We start from the raw sequence: 15,490 nt of genomic DNA, 5'->3' as shown, positions 1-15,490 counted from the left end.
AGTGCGGTGCCTACAAGGAGGCTGTGGAAGTGGAGACGGCGGCCCGGACGTCCCGCTCGGCAACCGCCTCGGGGGCAAGGTCCGGCTCCGGCCCCAGCGGATCCCGCCGCAGGGCCACGAGCCAGCACACCAGCAGGGCCAGGGCGCAGAAGACGCCGGCGCTGGAGGCCATGATCCACACCCCTGGCGTCTGGATGTCGAGGTTTTCGGCGCCGAGGGCCGTACCGATGGTCTTGGGCGAGAACAGGAATACGAGGATCGACAGGCCCAGCACGCCGCCCATGGTCCAGCGCATCCCGACGTACCGGCGCGGAGCTTCCCGCAGGGTCCAGGCGAAAGCCGGAAAGACCGCCGCGACCCACACCCAGTGGTGGGACCACGAGACCGGGCTGATCAGCAGCATGGTGAGCGCGGTCGCCGATACGGCCACGACGCGGGCACCCTGATCGCTGGCTGCCTTGATCACTGCGGCGCCCACGGCCACAACCGCCAGGCTCAGCAGCAGCCACGGCACGGTGACGTGCGCTTCCGGGACCCCGAAGTGCAGCAGGGCGCCCTTAATGGACAGGTTGTCCACATAGCCTGCTCCCCCCATCCGGGAGGTGTCGGGCAGCATCTGGAGCCAGAACTGCAGGGATTCGGCGGGCCGGAGCAGCCAGCCGGCCGCCACGGTGGCGGTGAAGCCGGCGGCCATGTTGCCCAGTCCGCGCCAGTCCTTGCGGACCAGAAAGTAGAGCCCGAACACCAGGGGCGTCAGCTTGATGCCGGCGGCGACGCCCACCAGGAAGCCGCTGCCGGGGAAACCGCGGGACCAGCGCCGGTTGCGGGCCAACAGGTCCACGGCGATCAGGCCCATCAGCAGGGCGTTGATTTGGCCGAACACCAGGGTCTCGCGCCAGGGACCCAGGTTCAGCACCGCCAGGACCAGGACGGCGGCGGCCCAGCCGTTGCCGGGTGCCCGGAAGGTGTCGCGCCAGGAGGTCTTCGCGTTCCAGTACCGGACCGTTCGGACCGCGGCCAGGATCGCCACCCCGGCGCCGGCGGCGTTGAACAGGGTCAGCGCCGCCGGCAGGGGCAGCCTGGCCAAGAGGCCGAAGACGATGGCGGCGAACGGCGGGTAGGTAAACATCAGCGCCGGTCCGCCGGCCCAGTCCACGTTGCCCGCATACAGCGCTGAGGGTGCCGCGCCGGCGTCGTTGAGGATTTTGCCGCCGTACCAGTAGACGCTGAAGTCCAGGCCGTGCTTGCCCCAAACTCCGAGCGAGATCCAGATGAAGTAGGCCACCGCAGCGATGGCCGGGATGACGGAGAGCCGGAACAGGTGCGGGAAGGGTGAATACCGCACCGGGCTGCGGTCTGAAACGGGCACTGACATGTACTCCCCCATCGGGCTGCTGATGTAGGCGCTGGCCGTTTGGTCGGTTCCGTCCAGGGCGGCGCAAACGCGCCCTCGCTGTCGGGTCAGTCTACAGAACAGCTACGCCGGGACCGGGACGGACTCCGGCTTCCGGGCGTCCTTGCGGATGGTGGCGCTGATGACGGCGGCGATGGTGCACATGGCAGCGGCGGCGAACCAGGCGTAGGTGTACTGGCCGGTGGCGTCCCGGACCGCCCCGGCAGCCAGGGCCGCGGCGGCCGCGCCGARCTGGTGGGCCGCGAACACCCAGCCGAACACGACGCTCCCGTCGGCACCGAACACCTGGCGGCAGATCGCGGCGGTCGGCGGCACCGTGGCGACCCAGTCCAGGCCGTAGATGACCACGAACACGATCATGCTGGGCTGGACGGTGGCGCTGAGCAGCAGCGGCAGGACCAGCAGCCCGATCCCGCGGAACTGGTAGTACACGGCGAGCAGGATCCGGGGGTTGAAGCGATCCGTGAGCCACCCGGAGGCGATGGTGCCGATGATGTCGAAGAGGCCGACGACGGCGAGCAGGCCCGCCGCGGTGGTTTCGGGCATGCCGTGGTCGTGGGCGGAGGGGATGAAGTGGGTGCCGATCAGCCCGTTGGTGGTCGCGCCGCAGATCGCGAAGCCGGCCACCAGGGCCCAGAAGGTACGCACTTTGCTGGCCCGCTTGAGGACCTGCAGGGCACGGACCGCGGCGTTCCGGCGGGGCTCCTGCTCTTCCTGCCCGGCGGCCGGTCCTGTCGGTTCGGGCCCGCTGGATTCCGTGCCGGCGTTCGGGCCGGCGGCCGGCGGCGTCGTTCCGTAGGGCAGCACGCCGACGTCGGCCGGTGAGTTCTTCAGGAACATCAGCACGAGCGGCACCACGGCCAGCGCGCCGGCACCGATCAGGAGCGAGGCCTGCCGCCAGCCCGGGTCCTGGGCAAGGGCGGCGATGAAGGGCAGGAACACGAGCTGTCCGGCGGCGCTGCCGGCGGTGAGGATGCCCATGACCAGGCCGCGGCTCTTGGCGAACCAGGTGTTGGCGATGGTCGCGGCGAAGACCAGCGCCATGGACCCGGTGCCGAGCCCGATCAGCAGCCCCCAGGTCAGCAGGATCTGCCAGGACTGGGTCACGAGGACCGTCAGTGCGCTGCCGGCGCCGATCAGCATCAGGGCCACGGCCGTGACTGCGCGGATGCCGAAGCGTTCCATGAGCGCTGCCGCGAACGGTGCCGTGAGCCCGAAAAGCACGAGGTTGATGCTGACCGCCGCGGAGAGCACGGTGGTGGACCAGCCGAACTCGTTCTGCAGCGGCACCATCAGCACACCCGGGGCCGCCCGGAACCCGGCCGCGCCGACCAGCGCGAGGAAAGCCACAGCGGCGACGGTCCACGCCGGGTGGATGCGGCGGCGGACCGGCGCCGGGGTCACGGTGGTTTCGGGGGCATTCATGCGGCGGTTCCGTTCTGGACAGGGGTCCCGGTGCCGGCCGAGGCCAGCGGCACGGGGTCCGCAGTGCGGGAGAGGCTGTGCCAGCTCGTGTTGGCGGCCGTCAGCGGTTCCCCGCAGGCCGTGCACGTGTCAGCCGAGGAGGTCCTCTCCCCGCAGCCGCTGTGGATGACGAACATGTGTGCCTGCCCGGACGGCGCCGGGAGATGCTTTTCGGCCCAGATCACGACGGCGTTGAGCACCGGGAGGGCGTCTTCGCCCATGGCGGTGAGGACGTATTCCTGGCGGGTGCGGCCGCCGTCGTCGTAGGGCCTCCGGGCCAGGAGCCCGGCGGCGACGAGCCCGGCGAGCCGCTTGGTGAGCACGGAATCGGCCGCTCCCAGCCGCTGTTTCATGGCATCGAAGCGGCCGTTGCCGAAGAACACCTCGCGCAGGACGAGCACGCTCCAGGGATCGCCCAGGATGTCGAGGCCGCGGGCCATGCTGCAGGTCCGTTGGGACCAGTCGGATCGAAGTGCCATGCGGCCACCCTAGCTGACTCTCTTAGAGAAAGCTAGGGTGGCCCGACGGAATGGCGCGGTCGCCGGGGTTGGCTGCCGGCGCAGCTAGTCGTCGGCGGCCAGGGAGGAAATCGCGGCGTCGAGGTCGGCGATCAGGTCCTCCACGTCCTCGATGCCGCACGAGAGCCGGATCAGGTTGACCGGGACCGCCAGTTCCGTGCCCTTGACCGAGGCGTGCGTCATTTCGGACGGGTAGTTCATGAGCGATTCGATCCCGCCCAGGGACTCCGCCAGGGTGAACACTGAGGTCGATTCGGCCACCTTGCGGGCCGCGGCCTCGCCGCCCTTGAACTGCACGGAGATCATGCCGCCGAACTTCTTCATCTGCTTTTTGGCCAGCTCGTGGCCGGGGTGGGTGGGCAGGCCCGGGTAGAGCACGGCCTCCACTTCGGGGCGCTCCAGCAGCCATTCGGCCACGGCCTGGGCGTTGTCGCTGTGCCGGTCCATGCGCACCCCGAGGGTCTTGAGCCCGCGGGTGGTGAGGAAAGCGTCCATCGGCCCGGACACGGCGCCGACGGCGAACTGCACGAAGCCGATCTTCTCGGCGAGGTCCGGGTCGTTGACCACGATCGCGCCGCCGACGACGTCGGAGTGCCCGCCGATGTACTTGGTGGTGGAATGCACCACCACGTCGGCGCCGAGGGCCAGCGGGGTCTGCAGGTACGGCGAGGCGAAGGTGTTGTCCACCACGAGGAGCGCGCCGGCGTCGTGCGCCACCTTCGCGAGCGCCTCGATGTCAGTGATCTTCATCATCGGGTTCGACGGCGTCTCCACCCACACCAGGCGGGTCTTGCCGCCACCGTCGGCCGCGCCGCCTGCTGCGACGGCGGCCGCGACGGCGTCGAGGTCGGACATGTCCACCGGGGTGTTGCCGATGCCCCACTCCCCCAGGACCCGGCTGATGAGCCGGTACGTGCCGCCGTAGGCATCGTTGCCGAGCACAATGTGGTCACCGGGGCGGGTGAGGGCGCGGATCATCGAGTCCTCGGCGGCCAGGCCGGAGCCAAAGGAGAAAGCGGCGCTCCCGCCTTCCAGGGCCGCCAGCTGCTCCTGCAGCGAGTCACGGGTGGGGTTGGTGCCCCGGCCGTATTCGTAACCGGCCCGCAGCCCGCCGATGCCGTCCTGGGCATAGGTCGAGGAGAAGTGCACGGGGGGCACCACCGCCCCGGTGCGGGGCTCAAACGCCTGGCCGGCGTGGATGGCGCGGGTGTTGAAACCCTGGTTTTTCGAGGACGGGTTTTCAGGCACAGACATGGGACTCCTTGAACTGGTCAGTTGCTGAGGTACGCGAGGAGGTCGTGGCGGGTCAGGATCCCTACCGGGGCGCCGACAAACGTCACCATGAGGGTGTCGGCGTCGGAGAGGAGTTCGCGGGCGGTCGAGATCGATTCGAGCGAGCCGATCACGGGAAGCCGGGCCTCCATGTGTTCGGAGATTTTGTCCGAGAGCTTGGCCTCGCCGCGGAAGAGCTTGGCCGTGAGGGTGCGTTCGTCCACGGCGCCCAGCACCTCGCCCATGACGACGGGCGGCTCCTGGGACAGGACGGGGATGTGCGAGACGCCGTACTCGTTCATGATGTTGATGACGTCGCGGACGGATTCGTTCGGGTGGATGTGGACGAGGTCCGGGAGTTCACCGGTCTTGGCCTTGAGGATCTCGCCAACCGATGCCTCGTCCCCGCCGGCCATGAAGCCGTAGGAGCGCATCCACTGGTCGTTGAAGATCTTGGCCAGGTAGCCGCGGCCGGAGTCCGGCAGGATGACCACGACGACGGCGTCGGCCGGGAGGTCCTTGGCGACTTCCATGGCGGCCACGACGGCCATGCCCGAGGACCCGCCCACCAGCAGGCCTTCCTCGCGAGCCAGCCGGCGCGTCATTGCGAAGGAGTCGGCGTCGCTGACGGCAATGACGTCGTCCGGGACCGACTTGTCGTAGTTGGCCGGCCACATGTCCTCGCCGACGCCCTCGACAAAGTACGGGCGTCCCGTGCCGCCGGAGTACACCGAGCCGGCGGGATCCGCGCCGATGATTTTCACGACGCCGCCCTCGGCCCCGGGGCGCCCGGCGGAGACTTCCTTGAGGTACCGGCCGGTGCCGGTGATCGTGCCGCCGGTCCCGGCGCCGATCACGCAGTGGGTGATGCGTCCGTCGGTGTCGTGCCAGATCTCGGGGCCCGTGGTCTCATAGTGGCTGGCCGGGGCGGCGGGGTTGGAGAACTGGTCCGGCTTGTAGGCGCCGGGGATTTCGGTGACGAGCCGGTCGGAGACGCCGTAGTAGCTTTGCGGGCTGTCCGGCGGGACGGCGGTGGGCGTGACCACCACTTCCGCGCCGTAGGCCTGGAGCACGGCCCGCTTGTCCTCACCGACCTTGTCCGGCACGACGAAGATGCAGCGGTAGCCCTTCTGCTGCGCCACAAGCGCCAAACCGACGCCGGTGTTGCCCGAGGTGGGCTCCACGATCGTGCCGCCGGGCAGGAGCTGGCCCGTTCGTTCGGCCTCCTCGATCATCTTGACCGCAATGCGGTCCTTGATCGAACCGCCGGGGTTCAGGTATTCGAGCTTCACCAGGACCGTGGCTGCGATGCCATCGGTCACGTGGTTGAGTTTGACGAGCGGCGTATGGCCAATGAGGTCCAGGACGGACGGGGCGTACTTCATAGGTACAAAGTTACCGTCTCCGGCGCGGCGGGCACGTCGGCGCGGCCACGGCGCTGCCACGGCACTGCCACTGCTCTGAAAGGTGCGAGGATATGGCGGTGAAGAGGATCGCCCGGCTGAAGAAGTTCAGGAGCTATGCGCTGCCCGCGGGCATGCTGCTGGCCGGGTGCGCGGCGCTGGTGTCCGGGCTCCTGCCGGTCCCCGCCTTCCAGGCGCTGGCAGCACGCACCGTGCCGATACTGGCGTTCGTGGTCGCGATGTCCCTTGTCACCGAACTGGTGGATGAGGCCGGGCTCTTCCGCGTCGTCACCGAGCGGCTGGCCTCCCTGGGCCGCGGCCGGGTCATCTTGCTGTGGTTCCTCGCCATCGCCCTCGCCACCGTTTCCACGGTGTTCCTGTCGCTGGATACGACGGCCGTGCTGGTGACTCCCGTCGTCGTGCTGCTGGCCATTCACGCCCGTATTCCGCCGCTGCCGTTCGCGCTGACCACCGTATGGCTGGCGAACACGGCCTCGCTGCTGCTGCCGGTCTCCAACCTGACCAACCTGCTCGCGCAGGAGCGGCTCAACCTCAGCCCCGCCGCGTTCGCTTCGCTCGTGTGGGCCCCGGCCCTGGTGGGCATCCTCGTGCCGCTGGTGCTCCTGTGGCTGGCGTTCCGGAAGGACCTGCGCGGCACCTACGGCCCCCAGCCCGTCCATAAGGTCCGGGACCGGGTGCTGCTGTACTCGGCGTCGGGGGTCATGGTGGTCCTGCTCCCGGCGCTTGTCTCCGGGGTTCCGGTGCAGATCCCGGCGCTCGCGGCGGCGGCGGCGCTGCTCCTGCTTTTCCTCTGGCGGCGGCGCTCCGTCCTGCGCTGGTCCATGATTCCCTGGCGCCCGCTGATGCTCACGTCCGGGCTGTTCATGGTGGTGGAGACCCTGCACGCCAACGGGCTCACCCAGTTCCTGACCGGGATCGCCGGCACGGGCGAGAGCCTGCCGGCGCTCCTGCAGCTCGCCGGCCTGGGCGCCGGGGCAGCCAACGCGGTCAACAACCTCCCCGCCTACCTGGCCCTGGAACCGGTGGGCGGCTCCCCGGCCCGGCTGGCGGCCCTGCTGATCGGCGTGAACCTGGGCCCGCTGGTGACCCCCTGGGCGTCCCTGGCCACGCTGCTGTGGCACGAGCGGCTCCGCTCCCTGAACGTGGAGATCCGCTGGGGAGGCTTCGCCCTCGCCGGCGTGGCCGCCGTCGTCCTCACCGTCCCGTTGGCGGTCGTGGCGCTGTGGCTCACCACCGGGATGCAGTGAGGTGGATGCACTGCGGGCCGGCGTGCCCGGCGCGTCAGGCGCCGATGTCATTCCCGGCGTTCGCTGCCCCGGCGCCGCCCTCACGCGGGGCGTTCTGCCAGAGGCCGACCACATTGCCCTCAGTGTCCCGGAAGTAGGCGGCCCAACCCATGGTGCCGATTGCCTCGCGCGGTAAGACGGTGCTGCCGCCCAGGGCATTGATCTTCTCCAACGCCGCGTCGATGTCGTCGACGTCCACCGTGACCACCGGGGATGTGAGGTCGCCTTCGCGGCGGAACATGCCACCGTTGATGGAACCCGGTACGGAGGGCATGCCGTTGGCATCCGTCGGCGTCGTCTTGATCATGGTGTAGCTCATCTCCGGCACCTGGCTTACCTCCCAGCCGAACGCCGAACTGTAGAACTCCCGTGCGCGGCCCTCGTCGTCTGCGGGGATTTCGAAATGTACCACTCCACCAGCCATCACACTCTCCTAAGAACAAGGATTCGGGGCCAAGAGGCGGGCGCGGACACACCACGCCACAGCCGGATTTTAGCCCCGGCAGCGCGGGAGGTTAAGGGCCCTACGGCCCCTGCGTCGTTGCCGCCGATGCCGCTGCTGTCAGCGGGCCGTGGGAACATGTTCGAATGAGCCTTGCAGACGCCCCCGCAGGCATTGCCGCCGCGGCGGACGCCTCATTGCGGTGGCACCCAGGCGGCCCGTTCGACTTGATGCAAACCATCGGCACGCTGCTGCGCGGCCACGGCGACCCGTCCATCCGCACCGCCCCGGACGGGATCTGGTTCGCGTTCACGACGCCCCGCGGTCCGGCCACGCTGCGCCTGGCAACGGCCGGGACGCGGGCTGACCCTGCCGTGGACGCGCAGGCCTGGGGTCCCGGAGCGGGGGACGCCGTCGATTCCGTCCCGCGCATGCTCGGGAGCGACGACGACTGGTCCGGCTTCGACGAGCCCGCATTCCACGCCACCCTCCCGCGCATGGTGGTTGAAGCCCGACGCCGGAACCTCGCGATCCGGCTGCCTGCAACCGGCAGGATGATCGATTCACTGGTGCCGACGATCCTGGAGCAGAAGGTCACCGTTATCGAGGCCCGCCGCGGATACCGCTATCTGATGTACCGCTTCGGGACGGCGGCGCCGGGCGCCGGCACCGTCGCGCCGGCCAATCTGCTGGTCCAGCCGACGGCCGCGCAGTGGCTGCACATCCCGTCCTGGGAATGGCACAAGGCCGGCGTGGGCCCGCAGCGGTCGGGAACCGTCATGCGGGCGCTGCGTTCGGCCGCCGCGCTGGAACGGCTCGCCGCCCTCCCCGCCGCGGAGGCGGCGGCCAAGCTGCAGACCCTGCCCGGAATCGGGGTCTGGACGGCGGCGGAGGTGGTGCAGCGCACGCACGGCTGCCCGGATTCGATCTCGGTCGGCGACTACCACCTTGCGGCCTACGTGGGCGCCGCCCTGACCGGCCGCCGGACAGACGACGCCGGCATGCTCAGGCTGCTGGCTCCATGGGCGGGGCACCGGCAGCGGGTGGTCCGGATGATCGGGCTCAGCGGCTTCCGGAAACCGACATTTGGCCCGCGCATGACCATCCAGGACCACCGCGGCCACTGACCTCAGGAGCAACGCCGGGCCGTCAGCCGCCGGTCTGGAGGCCCAGCCGGGCCGCGGCCTCCTGGCGCATGTCAACCTTGCGGATCTTGCCGGAGACGGTCATCGGGAAGCTCTCCCGGACATCCAGGTAGCGCGGGATCTTGTAATGTGCCAGCTTGCCGCGGCAGAACTCGGCCAGGCTGGCGGCGTCCATCGGCGCGGCCCCCGGCTTCAAAATGACGCAGGCCATCAGTTCCTCGCCGTACTTCGTGTCCGGGACACCGATCACCTGCACGTCCTGGATGTCCGGGTGGGTGTAGAGGAATTCCTCGATTTCGCGCGGATAGACGTTCTCGCCGCCGCGGATCACCATGTCCTTGATCCGCCCCTCGATCACGATGTACCCGTCCGCGTCCATCCGGGCGAGGTCCCCGGTGTGCATCCAGGCGTCGGCGTCGATCGCCTCGGCGGTCTTGTCAGGCTGGTTCCAGTACCCGCGCATCACCGCGTAGCCGCGCGTGCAGAGTTCGCCGATCCCGCCACGCTCCAGCACCTCTCCCGTGACCGGGTCCACGATCCGGCTCTCCAGGTTCGGCATGGTCCGGCCCACGGTCTCGGTGCGCTGGGCCATGGTGTCCACGCTCCGGGTCATCGTGGACACCGGCGAGGTCTCCGTCATGCCGTAGCAAATGGCGACGTCTTTCATGTTCATTTCCGTGATGACCCGGTTCATCACCTCGATGGGACACAGCGAGCCGGCCATGACGCCCGTGCGCAGTGTCGAAAGGTCGTAGGAGGCGAAGTCCGGCAAGGCGAGCTCGGCGATGAACATGGTCGGCACGCCGTACAGCGAGGTTCCGCCGAAGTCCTGCACAGCTTCCAGCGCCGCGGCCGGCGAGAATGATCGGCCGGGGATGATGGTGGCGGCCCCGTGGCTGAGCGCCGCAAGGTTCCCGATCACCATGCCGAAGCAGTGATAGAAGGGCACCGGGATCACCACGCGGTCGTGTTCCGTGTAGCCCAGCTGCTCGCCGATCGAAAAGCCGTTGTTAAGGATGTTGTGGTGCGTCAGTGTGGCGCCCTTCGGGAACCCCGTGGTGCCGGAGGTGTACTGCAGATTGACGGGGTCCTGCGCGTCCAGTGCCGCCATGCGCGCTTTCAGCTCGGAGTGTCCGACGTCGTCGGCCCGCTTGAGCAGCTCGGCATAGGTGCGCTCCGCCTCGGTGCCGGGTTCGCCGGCGGTCAGCCCGTCCAGGCCGGCGTCCGGGAGGAAGACCAGCTCGCGCAGGTCCGGGCACGCCGCCAGCGCCTGTCGCGCCATCGCTGTGTAGTCGCTGTTCCGGTCCGACGGCGCGCTGACCAGCATGCGCATGCCGTTCTGGGTGACCACAAACTCGAGCTCATGGCTGCGGTAGGCGGGGTTGACGTTGACCAGGATCGCCCCGACCTTCGCGGTGGCGTACTGCAGGATGGTCCACTCGGCGCAGTTGGGGCTCCAGATGCCGATCCGCTCGCCCTTCGCGACGCCCAGGGCGAGGAGCGCACGGGCCAGCCGGTCGACGTCGTCGTTCAACTTGGTGTAACTCCACCGCCGCGCCTCTTCTCCGGGTACCGCGGCCGCCTCGATCAGGGCATCGTGGTACGGAAACCGCGCCGCGATCCGTTCGAAGTTCGCGCCAATGGTTTCCTCGAGCAGCGGGACGTCAGTGTCCCCGGCTGTGTAAGCAAGCATGGTGTGACGCTACCAACAGTGCGGAGGCAAAAGAAGAGCAAAGCTTGGAAGTCCTATGAAATCTTGGGTCATGTTCCGGCGCCTGCGCGGCAGCCCGGTAGGGTGATTGCCATGAGTGAACCCGTTGACCTTCAGGCCATTTTCATCCCCAACGACGGCGAATTCTTCCGCGTGAAGCTCGCTCTGGACATCGCGATCGACGAGGTGGTCAACGAGCCCGGCTGCATCCGCTACGAGCTCACCGAGGCCAGCGAGGACAAGCTCGTCCTGACCGAACGGTGGGCCAGCCAGGCGGACCTGGACACGCACTCCAAGGGCACCGCCGTCCAGGACCTCAACGAATCCCTCAGCGCGCTGCTGGCCGAGCCGGTCAAGCTCGAAAGGCTCTAACCCACGCTTCCAACCACAACGCGGGGCCACTCCGCGCCCATCCCTGAGGGATGTTATGGGCGCGGAGTGGCCCCGCGTTGTTTTAAAGCCTGGGATTAAGCCGTGGAGGTTCAGGCCTCCGGGATCTGGGTGCCGTCCTGCTTGGCCGCAACTGCGGCGGCCTCGGCCTGGGACCGGGCCACGTGGGCGTGGACTTCTTCCATGTCCAGGGCCTTGACGGCGTCGACCACCTGCTCGAGCTGCTGCGCGTTCAGGGCGCCAGGCTGCGAGAACACCAGGACCTTTTCGCGGAAGGCCATCAGCGTGGGAATCGACGTGATGCCGGCCTCGGCGGCGAGCTGCTGCTCGGCTTCGGTGTCGACCTTGGAGAAGACAACATCGGGGTGCTTCTCGGAGATCGCCGAGTACGTGGGGCCGAACTGCTTGCACGGGCCGCACCATTCGGCCCAGAAATCGACGAGGACAATGTCGTTATCCTCGACTGTCGATGCGAACTGTTCACCTGTGATGTCTACGGTAGCCATGAGTCAACGGTACGGGAGCGGGCGCGGATTGTCCCCGGCATTTCGCTGTTGGCACATCCGGGCGGGGCTGCAGGCAGGTCACGCCCAGGCGTGCGGGGCCGGACGCCTGGCGCCGGGCAGGGCGTTGGTTTCGCGCCATTCGTGGATCCACCCGGGCAGCTCCAGATCCGACGGCGGGGCGCCGAACTCGCGGATGATCTCCTCCTGGCTGACGGGTTTGCCCTTGCTCAGAAGCCGGGTGGCGATATAGGCGCGCGCGTACACTTCGCCGTCCACCACCATCCGCTGTTCGAAGTAGATGGCTTTCGAGTCCAGGCCCATGATCCTGGACTCGATCGTGTACTGCTGCCAGAGCTGCAGCGAACGGCGGAACGCGATGGTCTCCCCCGCCGCGACCGGGGTCCAGCCCCGGCGGCGCATCTTCTTCCAGGTGCCGCTGCGGGCCATGAGATCGAAGCGCCCGAGGTCCATGAGTGAGAAGTACATGCCGTTGTTGACGTGCAGGGCGATGTCGATGTCCGTGGGCAGGACCCGCAGCGGCAGCGAGGAGTTGTCCCAGATGCTCAGCGGTGAGCGGCGTGAGGACGTGAACAGCAGCAGGAGAGTCCGGAACAGGAGATGCATGAGTCATATGTTACCCGCGGGTAACAAGTGTGCCAAGGGGTGGGTGCCGGAACCTAGCTGTGCGCCGACAGAACCGAGACGGTGGCCTTGGTGCCAACGCCGCGAATCGTCCAGCAGTTCCCGGTGCCGATCACGTCCAGCTCCTCCAGGTCCGCGTGGTGCAGGACCAGGGCAGTATTCTCATCCACGGCGACCGCGCGGTCCACAAGGCCTTTTGCCACCGCCCCAACGGCCCGGCCGAGGGTTCCCGCCTGGGCGGCGTGCACGTCGACGGCGAAAGGCACTAGGCCCAGCCCGTCGCGGATCTCCACTTCTTCCAGACCCTCCGACCAATCCGCCGGGCAGACCTCGGTGCCGCGGATCCGGTAGCCGCCCACGATCGCCCGCACCGGCGCCACCATCGCGCCGGCTGAGAATCCCATATACGGCACACCGTCGGAGACCAGTCTGCGGATGGGCTGCGCGGACGGCAGCAAGCCTTCCAGATAGCCCGGCGTCGGCCCGCCCCCGACGACGATGCCGTCGACGTCGTCGAACGCGGCAGGGTCCGCGCCCCGGTTGAAGCCGAGGAGGACCGGGACGACCTCGCAGGCTGTCCGGGACTGCAGCGGATCCACATAGGCAGGCAGGAAATATTCCGAGCTGCCCTCATGGTCAAAGAGAACCACAGCGACGCGCGGAACCCTGCCGGAGGCCCGGTGCCGGACTTCCCTGACGAAGCGGTCGAAGACGGCAGCTGTGGTTACGGTGTCCGGGCCGCCGCCAACAAGCAGGATGGTCATGGTTCAACGTACCCGGATCCACGGCAATCGCAATGAGCCCGGCGCGGGCGGCTCCGAGGACCTGTAGCGATTGACCGGCCCGGACTGCGAGGAACATAATCGGAATCGGTACTAGCTTCACCCCACGACTGCGCCGACCATGAGGCCGACGGCAGAGCATTCAACGGAAAGCGGTCGACACTATGAGTACTGCCCATCACCCTGTCACTGCGACCGGCTGGACCGGTTGGGTCCGTTTCGCCGGAGTCATTCTGATCATCAACGGCGTTTTCAGCGGCCTTCAAGGCCTCGTCGCGCTCACCGGACCCGACACCTATTATTTGTCGACCCCGGGAACCCTGTTCCTCTTCGATGCGAAGGGGTGGGGCTGGTGGAATGTCGCCCTCGGGGTGCTCTTGATCCTCACCGCCGTCGCGCTCTTCGCCGGCGCAACGTGGGCTCGAGTCGTTGGCGTCGTCGTTGCCGGCTTCAGTGCGGTCGTTCAACTGATGCTCATTCCGCAGCAGCCGTGGTGGTCCGTCATCGTCATCGCCATGGACGTGCTGATCATCTACGCGATCATCGCGCACGGCGAGGAACTGAAGGCCGAGCAGGCACCTCCGACAACCAATCCGTAGGGCACCGGCGCCATCAGCCTGCAGCAATCAGCTCCACTTCGTAGCCGTCCGCATTCACGAGGTAGGCGGCGAAGTGGGCGGGGCCGCCTGCGTGCGGATACTTGTCCGGAAATAATTCCGCCCAGCCGTGGCTCAGTCCCTCCGCCGCTATGGCGTCCACGTCGGCCCGGGTCCCCGCACTGAAGGCGAGGTGGTTCAGGCCCGGGGCTTTGCGGTCGTGCGCGGTTCCGGTCAGCGCCGGGGACTGCTCGACGACGATGTACGTCGGCCCGCGGCGCCAGCTGCATCCGTGGGCCCAGTCCTGGTAGGACTCGTAGCCCAGCCGGCCCAGCAGCCAGCCCCACTGGGCCCTGGCCCGCTGCAGGTCCGGCACCCAGAGTTCTACATGGTGCAGGGCACCAAAGTCCGCCGGTGCAATGGGAACTGGTGCATCGGGACCTGGTGCAACCGGACCTTGTGCAAACGGACCTGGTGCAACCGGAACATCAGCCATCAGAACAGTATCCGCTGGAACAGGATGTGGTCCTGCCAGGATCCGGCAATCCGAAGGTACTGGGCTGCCAGGCCGATCTCCTCAAAGCCGGCGCGCTTCAGGATCCGCTGGGACGCGGCGTTGTGCGGGAGGGTTGAGGCCTGCAGCCGGTGCAGCCCCAGTTCGTTGCGCGCGGTCTGGAGGGCGAACTCCACCGCGGCCGAGCCAATTCCCCGCCCCGTCAGGTCCTTGTCCACCCAGTAGCCGAGGTGGGCGCTGAGGAATGGCCCCCGGACAATCCCGCTGAGGTTGATCACCCCGATGATGCGGGAGCCTTCCACGAGGACCCAGGGCACGTCCGTTCCCGCGATGAACAACCCGAGCTTGGATTCAATGCTGGCGGCTTGTCCCTCTGCGGTGAAGAATTCCTCAAACCGCTGCGGTTCCCAGGGCGCCAGGTGCTCCCGGTTCCGCCGGTAGGCGTCGGCCAGGGGCCCGGCGTCGGACCTGCGCAGCACCCGCACGCACACGGTATCCGTCAAAGCGACGCTGTTCTCGGTCATCCGCAGACTCTAACGGTCATCCGGAACGGCTTCAATCAGCGTGCGCCAGTCACGGGAGTCTCGGTGGTGTGCTTGATGGGGTCCTCAGGCGCTGGGATCGTCGTCGTCTTCGTTCGGATCGGTGCCGCGAACGGTCACGCTCTGCACGCCGGGCACATCCAGGAGGTAGGGGACGAGTTCCCGCAGCGGAAGATGACCATGGAAGCGGATGTCCATAAGGACTATCGGCTTTTGTTCATCGCCCGCCTTATTGATGCTCAGGATCGACGAGCTGAACCCCATATTCGTGGCGATCTCCAACACCTGCCGCAGCACGCCCCGGTTGTCGGCATAGCCCAGGTGCAGGACCCGGTGGGCGTCGGGGGTCGGGATCTTCCTGATCACGGGAGAAACGACATACAACGTGATGAGGTGGAAAGCGGTCAGCGAAACAGCCAGGGACAGCATTCCGGCACCGCATGCCATGCCGACGGCGGCAGAAACCCAAATGCTGGCGGCCGTCGTCAGGCCGCGGACCACGTTCCGTCCCTTGAAAATCACCCCGGCACCGAGGAAGCCGATGCCGCTGACGATTTGGGCTGCAATACGGGACGGGTCCATGGTGGCCCCGGGGGCCAGCGCGGCGGCGAAGCCGTAGGCGGAGATCAGGGTGAACGTGCACGATCCAAGCCCGACCAGGACGTGGGTGCGGTAGCCAGCGACCTTTTGCCGGACCTGCCGCTCAGTGCCAATCAGGGAGCAGAGGATAAATGTCGCCAGCAGAAGCCCGATTTCCACCAGCGTGGTCGGGGTATATAGCCCGTATGCGTCCTGCATCCCGCCCTCCGACCCGGCCCGAGAGTGGCGTCCCGTCAGTGCCG

17 protein-coding genes are annotated in these 15,490 nt (G+C 68.0%); 4 read left to right on the top strand and 13 right to left on the bottom strand.

Annotated elements, in window-relative coordinates:
* Positions 1-10 precede the first annotated feature (10 nt).
* From AC1DZV_RS05075 to AC1DZV_RS05055, 5 genes are all read right to left on the bottom strand, one after another.
* Positions 11-1,369, bottom strand: coding sequence for a glycosyltransferase 87 family protein (locus AC1DZV_RS05075; protein WP_476950146.1), 1,359 nt, complete (start codon positions 1,367-1,369; stop codon positions 11-13).
* A gap of 108 nt (positions 1,370-1,477) precedes the next feature.
* Positions 1,478-2,839 carry an MFS transporter gene (locus AC1DZV_RS05070; protein ID WP_476953153.1) on the bottom strand — a complete coding sequence of 454 codons (1,362 nt, stop codon included), beginning with the start codon at positions 2,837-2,839 and terminating at the stop codon, positions 1,478-1,480.
* Positions 2,836-3,357 carry a winged helix-turn-helix transcriptional regulator gene (locus AC1DZV_RS05065; RefSeq protein WP_243181135.1) on the bottom strand — a complete coding sequence of 174 codons (522 nt, stop codon included), beginning with the start codon at positions 3,355-3,357 and terminating at the stop codon, positions 2,836-2,838. Before AC1DZV_RS05065 ends, AC1DZV_RS05070 begins: the two co-directional genes overlap by 4 nt.
* Positions 3,358-3,441: 84 nt before the next feature.
* Positions 3,442-4,650 carry a cystathionine gamma-synthase gene (locus AC1DZV_RS05060; protein ID WP_476953152.1) on the bottom strand — a complete coding sequence of 403 codons (1,209 nt, stop codon included), beginning with the start codon at positions 4,648-4,650 and terminating at the stop codon, positions 3,442-3,444.
* Positions 4,651-4,667: 17 nt separating this feature from the next.
* Positions 4,668-6,053 carry a cystathionine beta-synthase gene (locus AC1DZV_RS05055; RefSeq protein WP_476950150.1) on the bottom strand — a complete coding sequence of 462 codons (1,386 nt, stop codon included), beginning with the start codon at positions 6,051-6,053 and terminating at the stop codon, positions 4,668-4,670.
* A 92-nt stretch (positions 6,054-6,145) separates the two neighbouring features.
* On the opposite strand from AC1DZV_RS05055, the gene AC1DZV_RS05050 reads away from it, so the two are divergent.
* Complete coding sequence (locus AC1DZV_RS05050; RefSeq protein WP_476950151.1) at positions 6,146-7,339, top strand: ArsB/NhaD family transporter; 1,194 nt, start codon at positions 6,146-6,148, stop codon at positions 7,337-7,339.
* Between the two features lie 34 nt (positions 7,340-7,373).
* Here AC1DZV_RS05050 and AC1DZV_RS05045 read toward each other — a convergent pair whose 3' ends face one another.
* Positions 7,374-7,802 (bottom strand): VOC family protein, encoded by a 429-nt coding sequence (locus AC1DZV_RS05045; RefSeq protein WP_476950152.1) that lies wholly within the window; start codon positions 7,800-7,802, stop codon positions 7,374-7,376.
* A 164-nt stretch (positions 7,803-7,966) separates the two neighbouring features.
* Between AC1DZV_RS05045 and AC1DZV_RS05040 the strand changes: the two genes are divergently transcribed.
* A complete protein-coding gene (locus AC1DZV_RS05040; RefSeq protein WP_028276982.1) occupies positions 7,967-8,947 on the top strand; it encodes a DNA-3-methyladenine glycosylase family protein in 981 nt (326 codons plus the stop codon).
* A 22-nt stretch (positions 8,948-8,969) separates the two neighbouring features.
* Here AC1DZV_RS05040 and AC1DZV_RS05035 read toward each other — a convergent pair whose 3' ends face one another.
* Positions 8,970-10,658, bottom strand: a complete 1,689-nt coding sequence (locus AC1DZV_RS05035) for an AMP-binding protein (RefSeq protein ID WP_476950154.1) — start codon at positions 10,656-10,658, stop codon at positions 8,970-8,972.
* Positions 10,659-10,769: 111 nt separating this feature from the next.
* Between AC1DZV_RS05035 and AC1DZV_RS05030 the strand changes: the two genes are divergently transcribed.
* Positions 10,770-11,048, top strand: coding sequence for a putative quinol monooxygenase (locus AC1DZV_RS05030; protein ID WP_476953151.1), 279 nt, complete (start codon positions 10,770-10,772; stop codon positions 11,046-11,048).
* 110 nt (positions 11,049-11,158) lie between these two features.
* On the opposite strand, the gene trxA is transcribed toward AC1DZV_RS05030, so the two are convergent.
* The 3 genes from trxA to AC1DZV_RS05015 form a co-directional block, all read right to left on the bottom strand.
* Positions 11,159-11,572, bottom strand: coding sequence for a thioredoxin (gene trxA, locus AC1DZV_RS05025; protein ID WP_476953150.1), 414 nt, complete (start codon positions 11,570-11,572; stop codon positions 11,159-11,161).
* A 78-nt stretch (positions 11,573-11,650) separates the two neighbouring features.
* Entirely contained in the window at positions 11,651-12,196 is a 546-nt protein-coding gene (locus tag AC1DZV_RS05020; RefSeq protein WP_476950155.1) for an acyl-CoA thioesterase, read from the bottom strand.
* A 53-nt stretch (positions 12,197-12,249) separates the two neighbouring features.
* Complete coding sequence (locus tag AC1DZV_RS05015; protein WP_476953149.1) at positions 12,250-12,978, bottom strand: Type 1 glutamine amidotransferase-like domain-containing protein; 729 nt, start codon at positions 12,976-12,978, stop codon at positions 12,250-12,252.
* A gap of 182 nt (positions 12,979-13,160) precedes the next feature.
* On the opposite strand from AC1DZV_RS05015, the gene AC1DZV_RS05010 reads away from it, so the two are divergent.
* Positions 13,161-13,595 (top strand): DUF7144 family membrane protein, encoded by a 435-nt coding sequence (locus AC1DZV_RS05010; protein WP_043436157.1) that lies wholly within the window; start codon positions 13,161-13,163, stop codon positions 13,593-13,595.
* Between the two features lie 13 nt (positions 13,596-13,608).
* On the opposite strand, the gene AC1DZV_RS05005 is transcribed toward AC1DZV_RS05010, so the two are convergent.
* The 3 genes from AC1DZV_RS05005 to AC1DZV_RS04995 form a co-directional block, all read right to left on the bottom strand.
* Entirely contained in the window at positions 13,609-14,013 is a 405-nt protein-coding gene (locus tag AC1DZV_RS05005) for a VOC family protein (RefSeq protein ID WP_476952287.1), read from the bottom strand.
* A 74-nt stretch (positions 14,014-14,087) separates the two neighbouring features.
* Positions 14,088-14,630, bottom strand: coding sequence for a GNAT family N-acetyltransferase (locus AC1DZV_RS05000; RefSeq protein ID WP_476953148.1), 543 nt, complete (start codon positions 14,628-14,630; stop codon positions 14,088-14,090).
* Between the two features lie 84 nt (positions 14,631-14,714).
* Positions 14,715-15,446: an MgtC/SapB family protein gene (locus AC1DZV_RS04995; protein WP_476952283.1), complete on the bottom strand. Its 732-nt coding sequence runs from the start codon at positions 15,444-15,446 to the stop codon at positions 14,715-14,717.
* Positions 15,447-15,490: the final 44 nt, after the last annotated feature.

Source organism: Arthrobacter sp. P1_D12 (assembly GCF_056406175.1).
The sequence above is the reverse complement of the archived record's forward strand: the minus strand, read 5'-3'. Positions and strand labels throughout refer to the sequence as shown.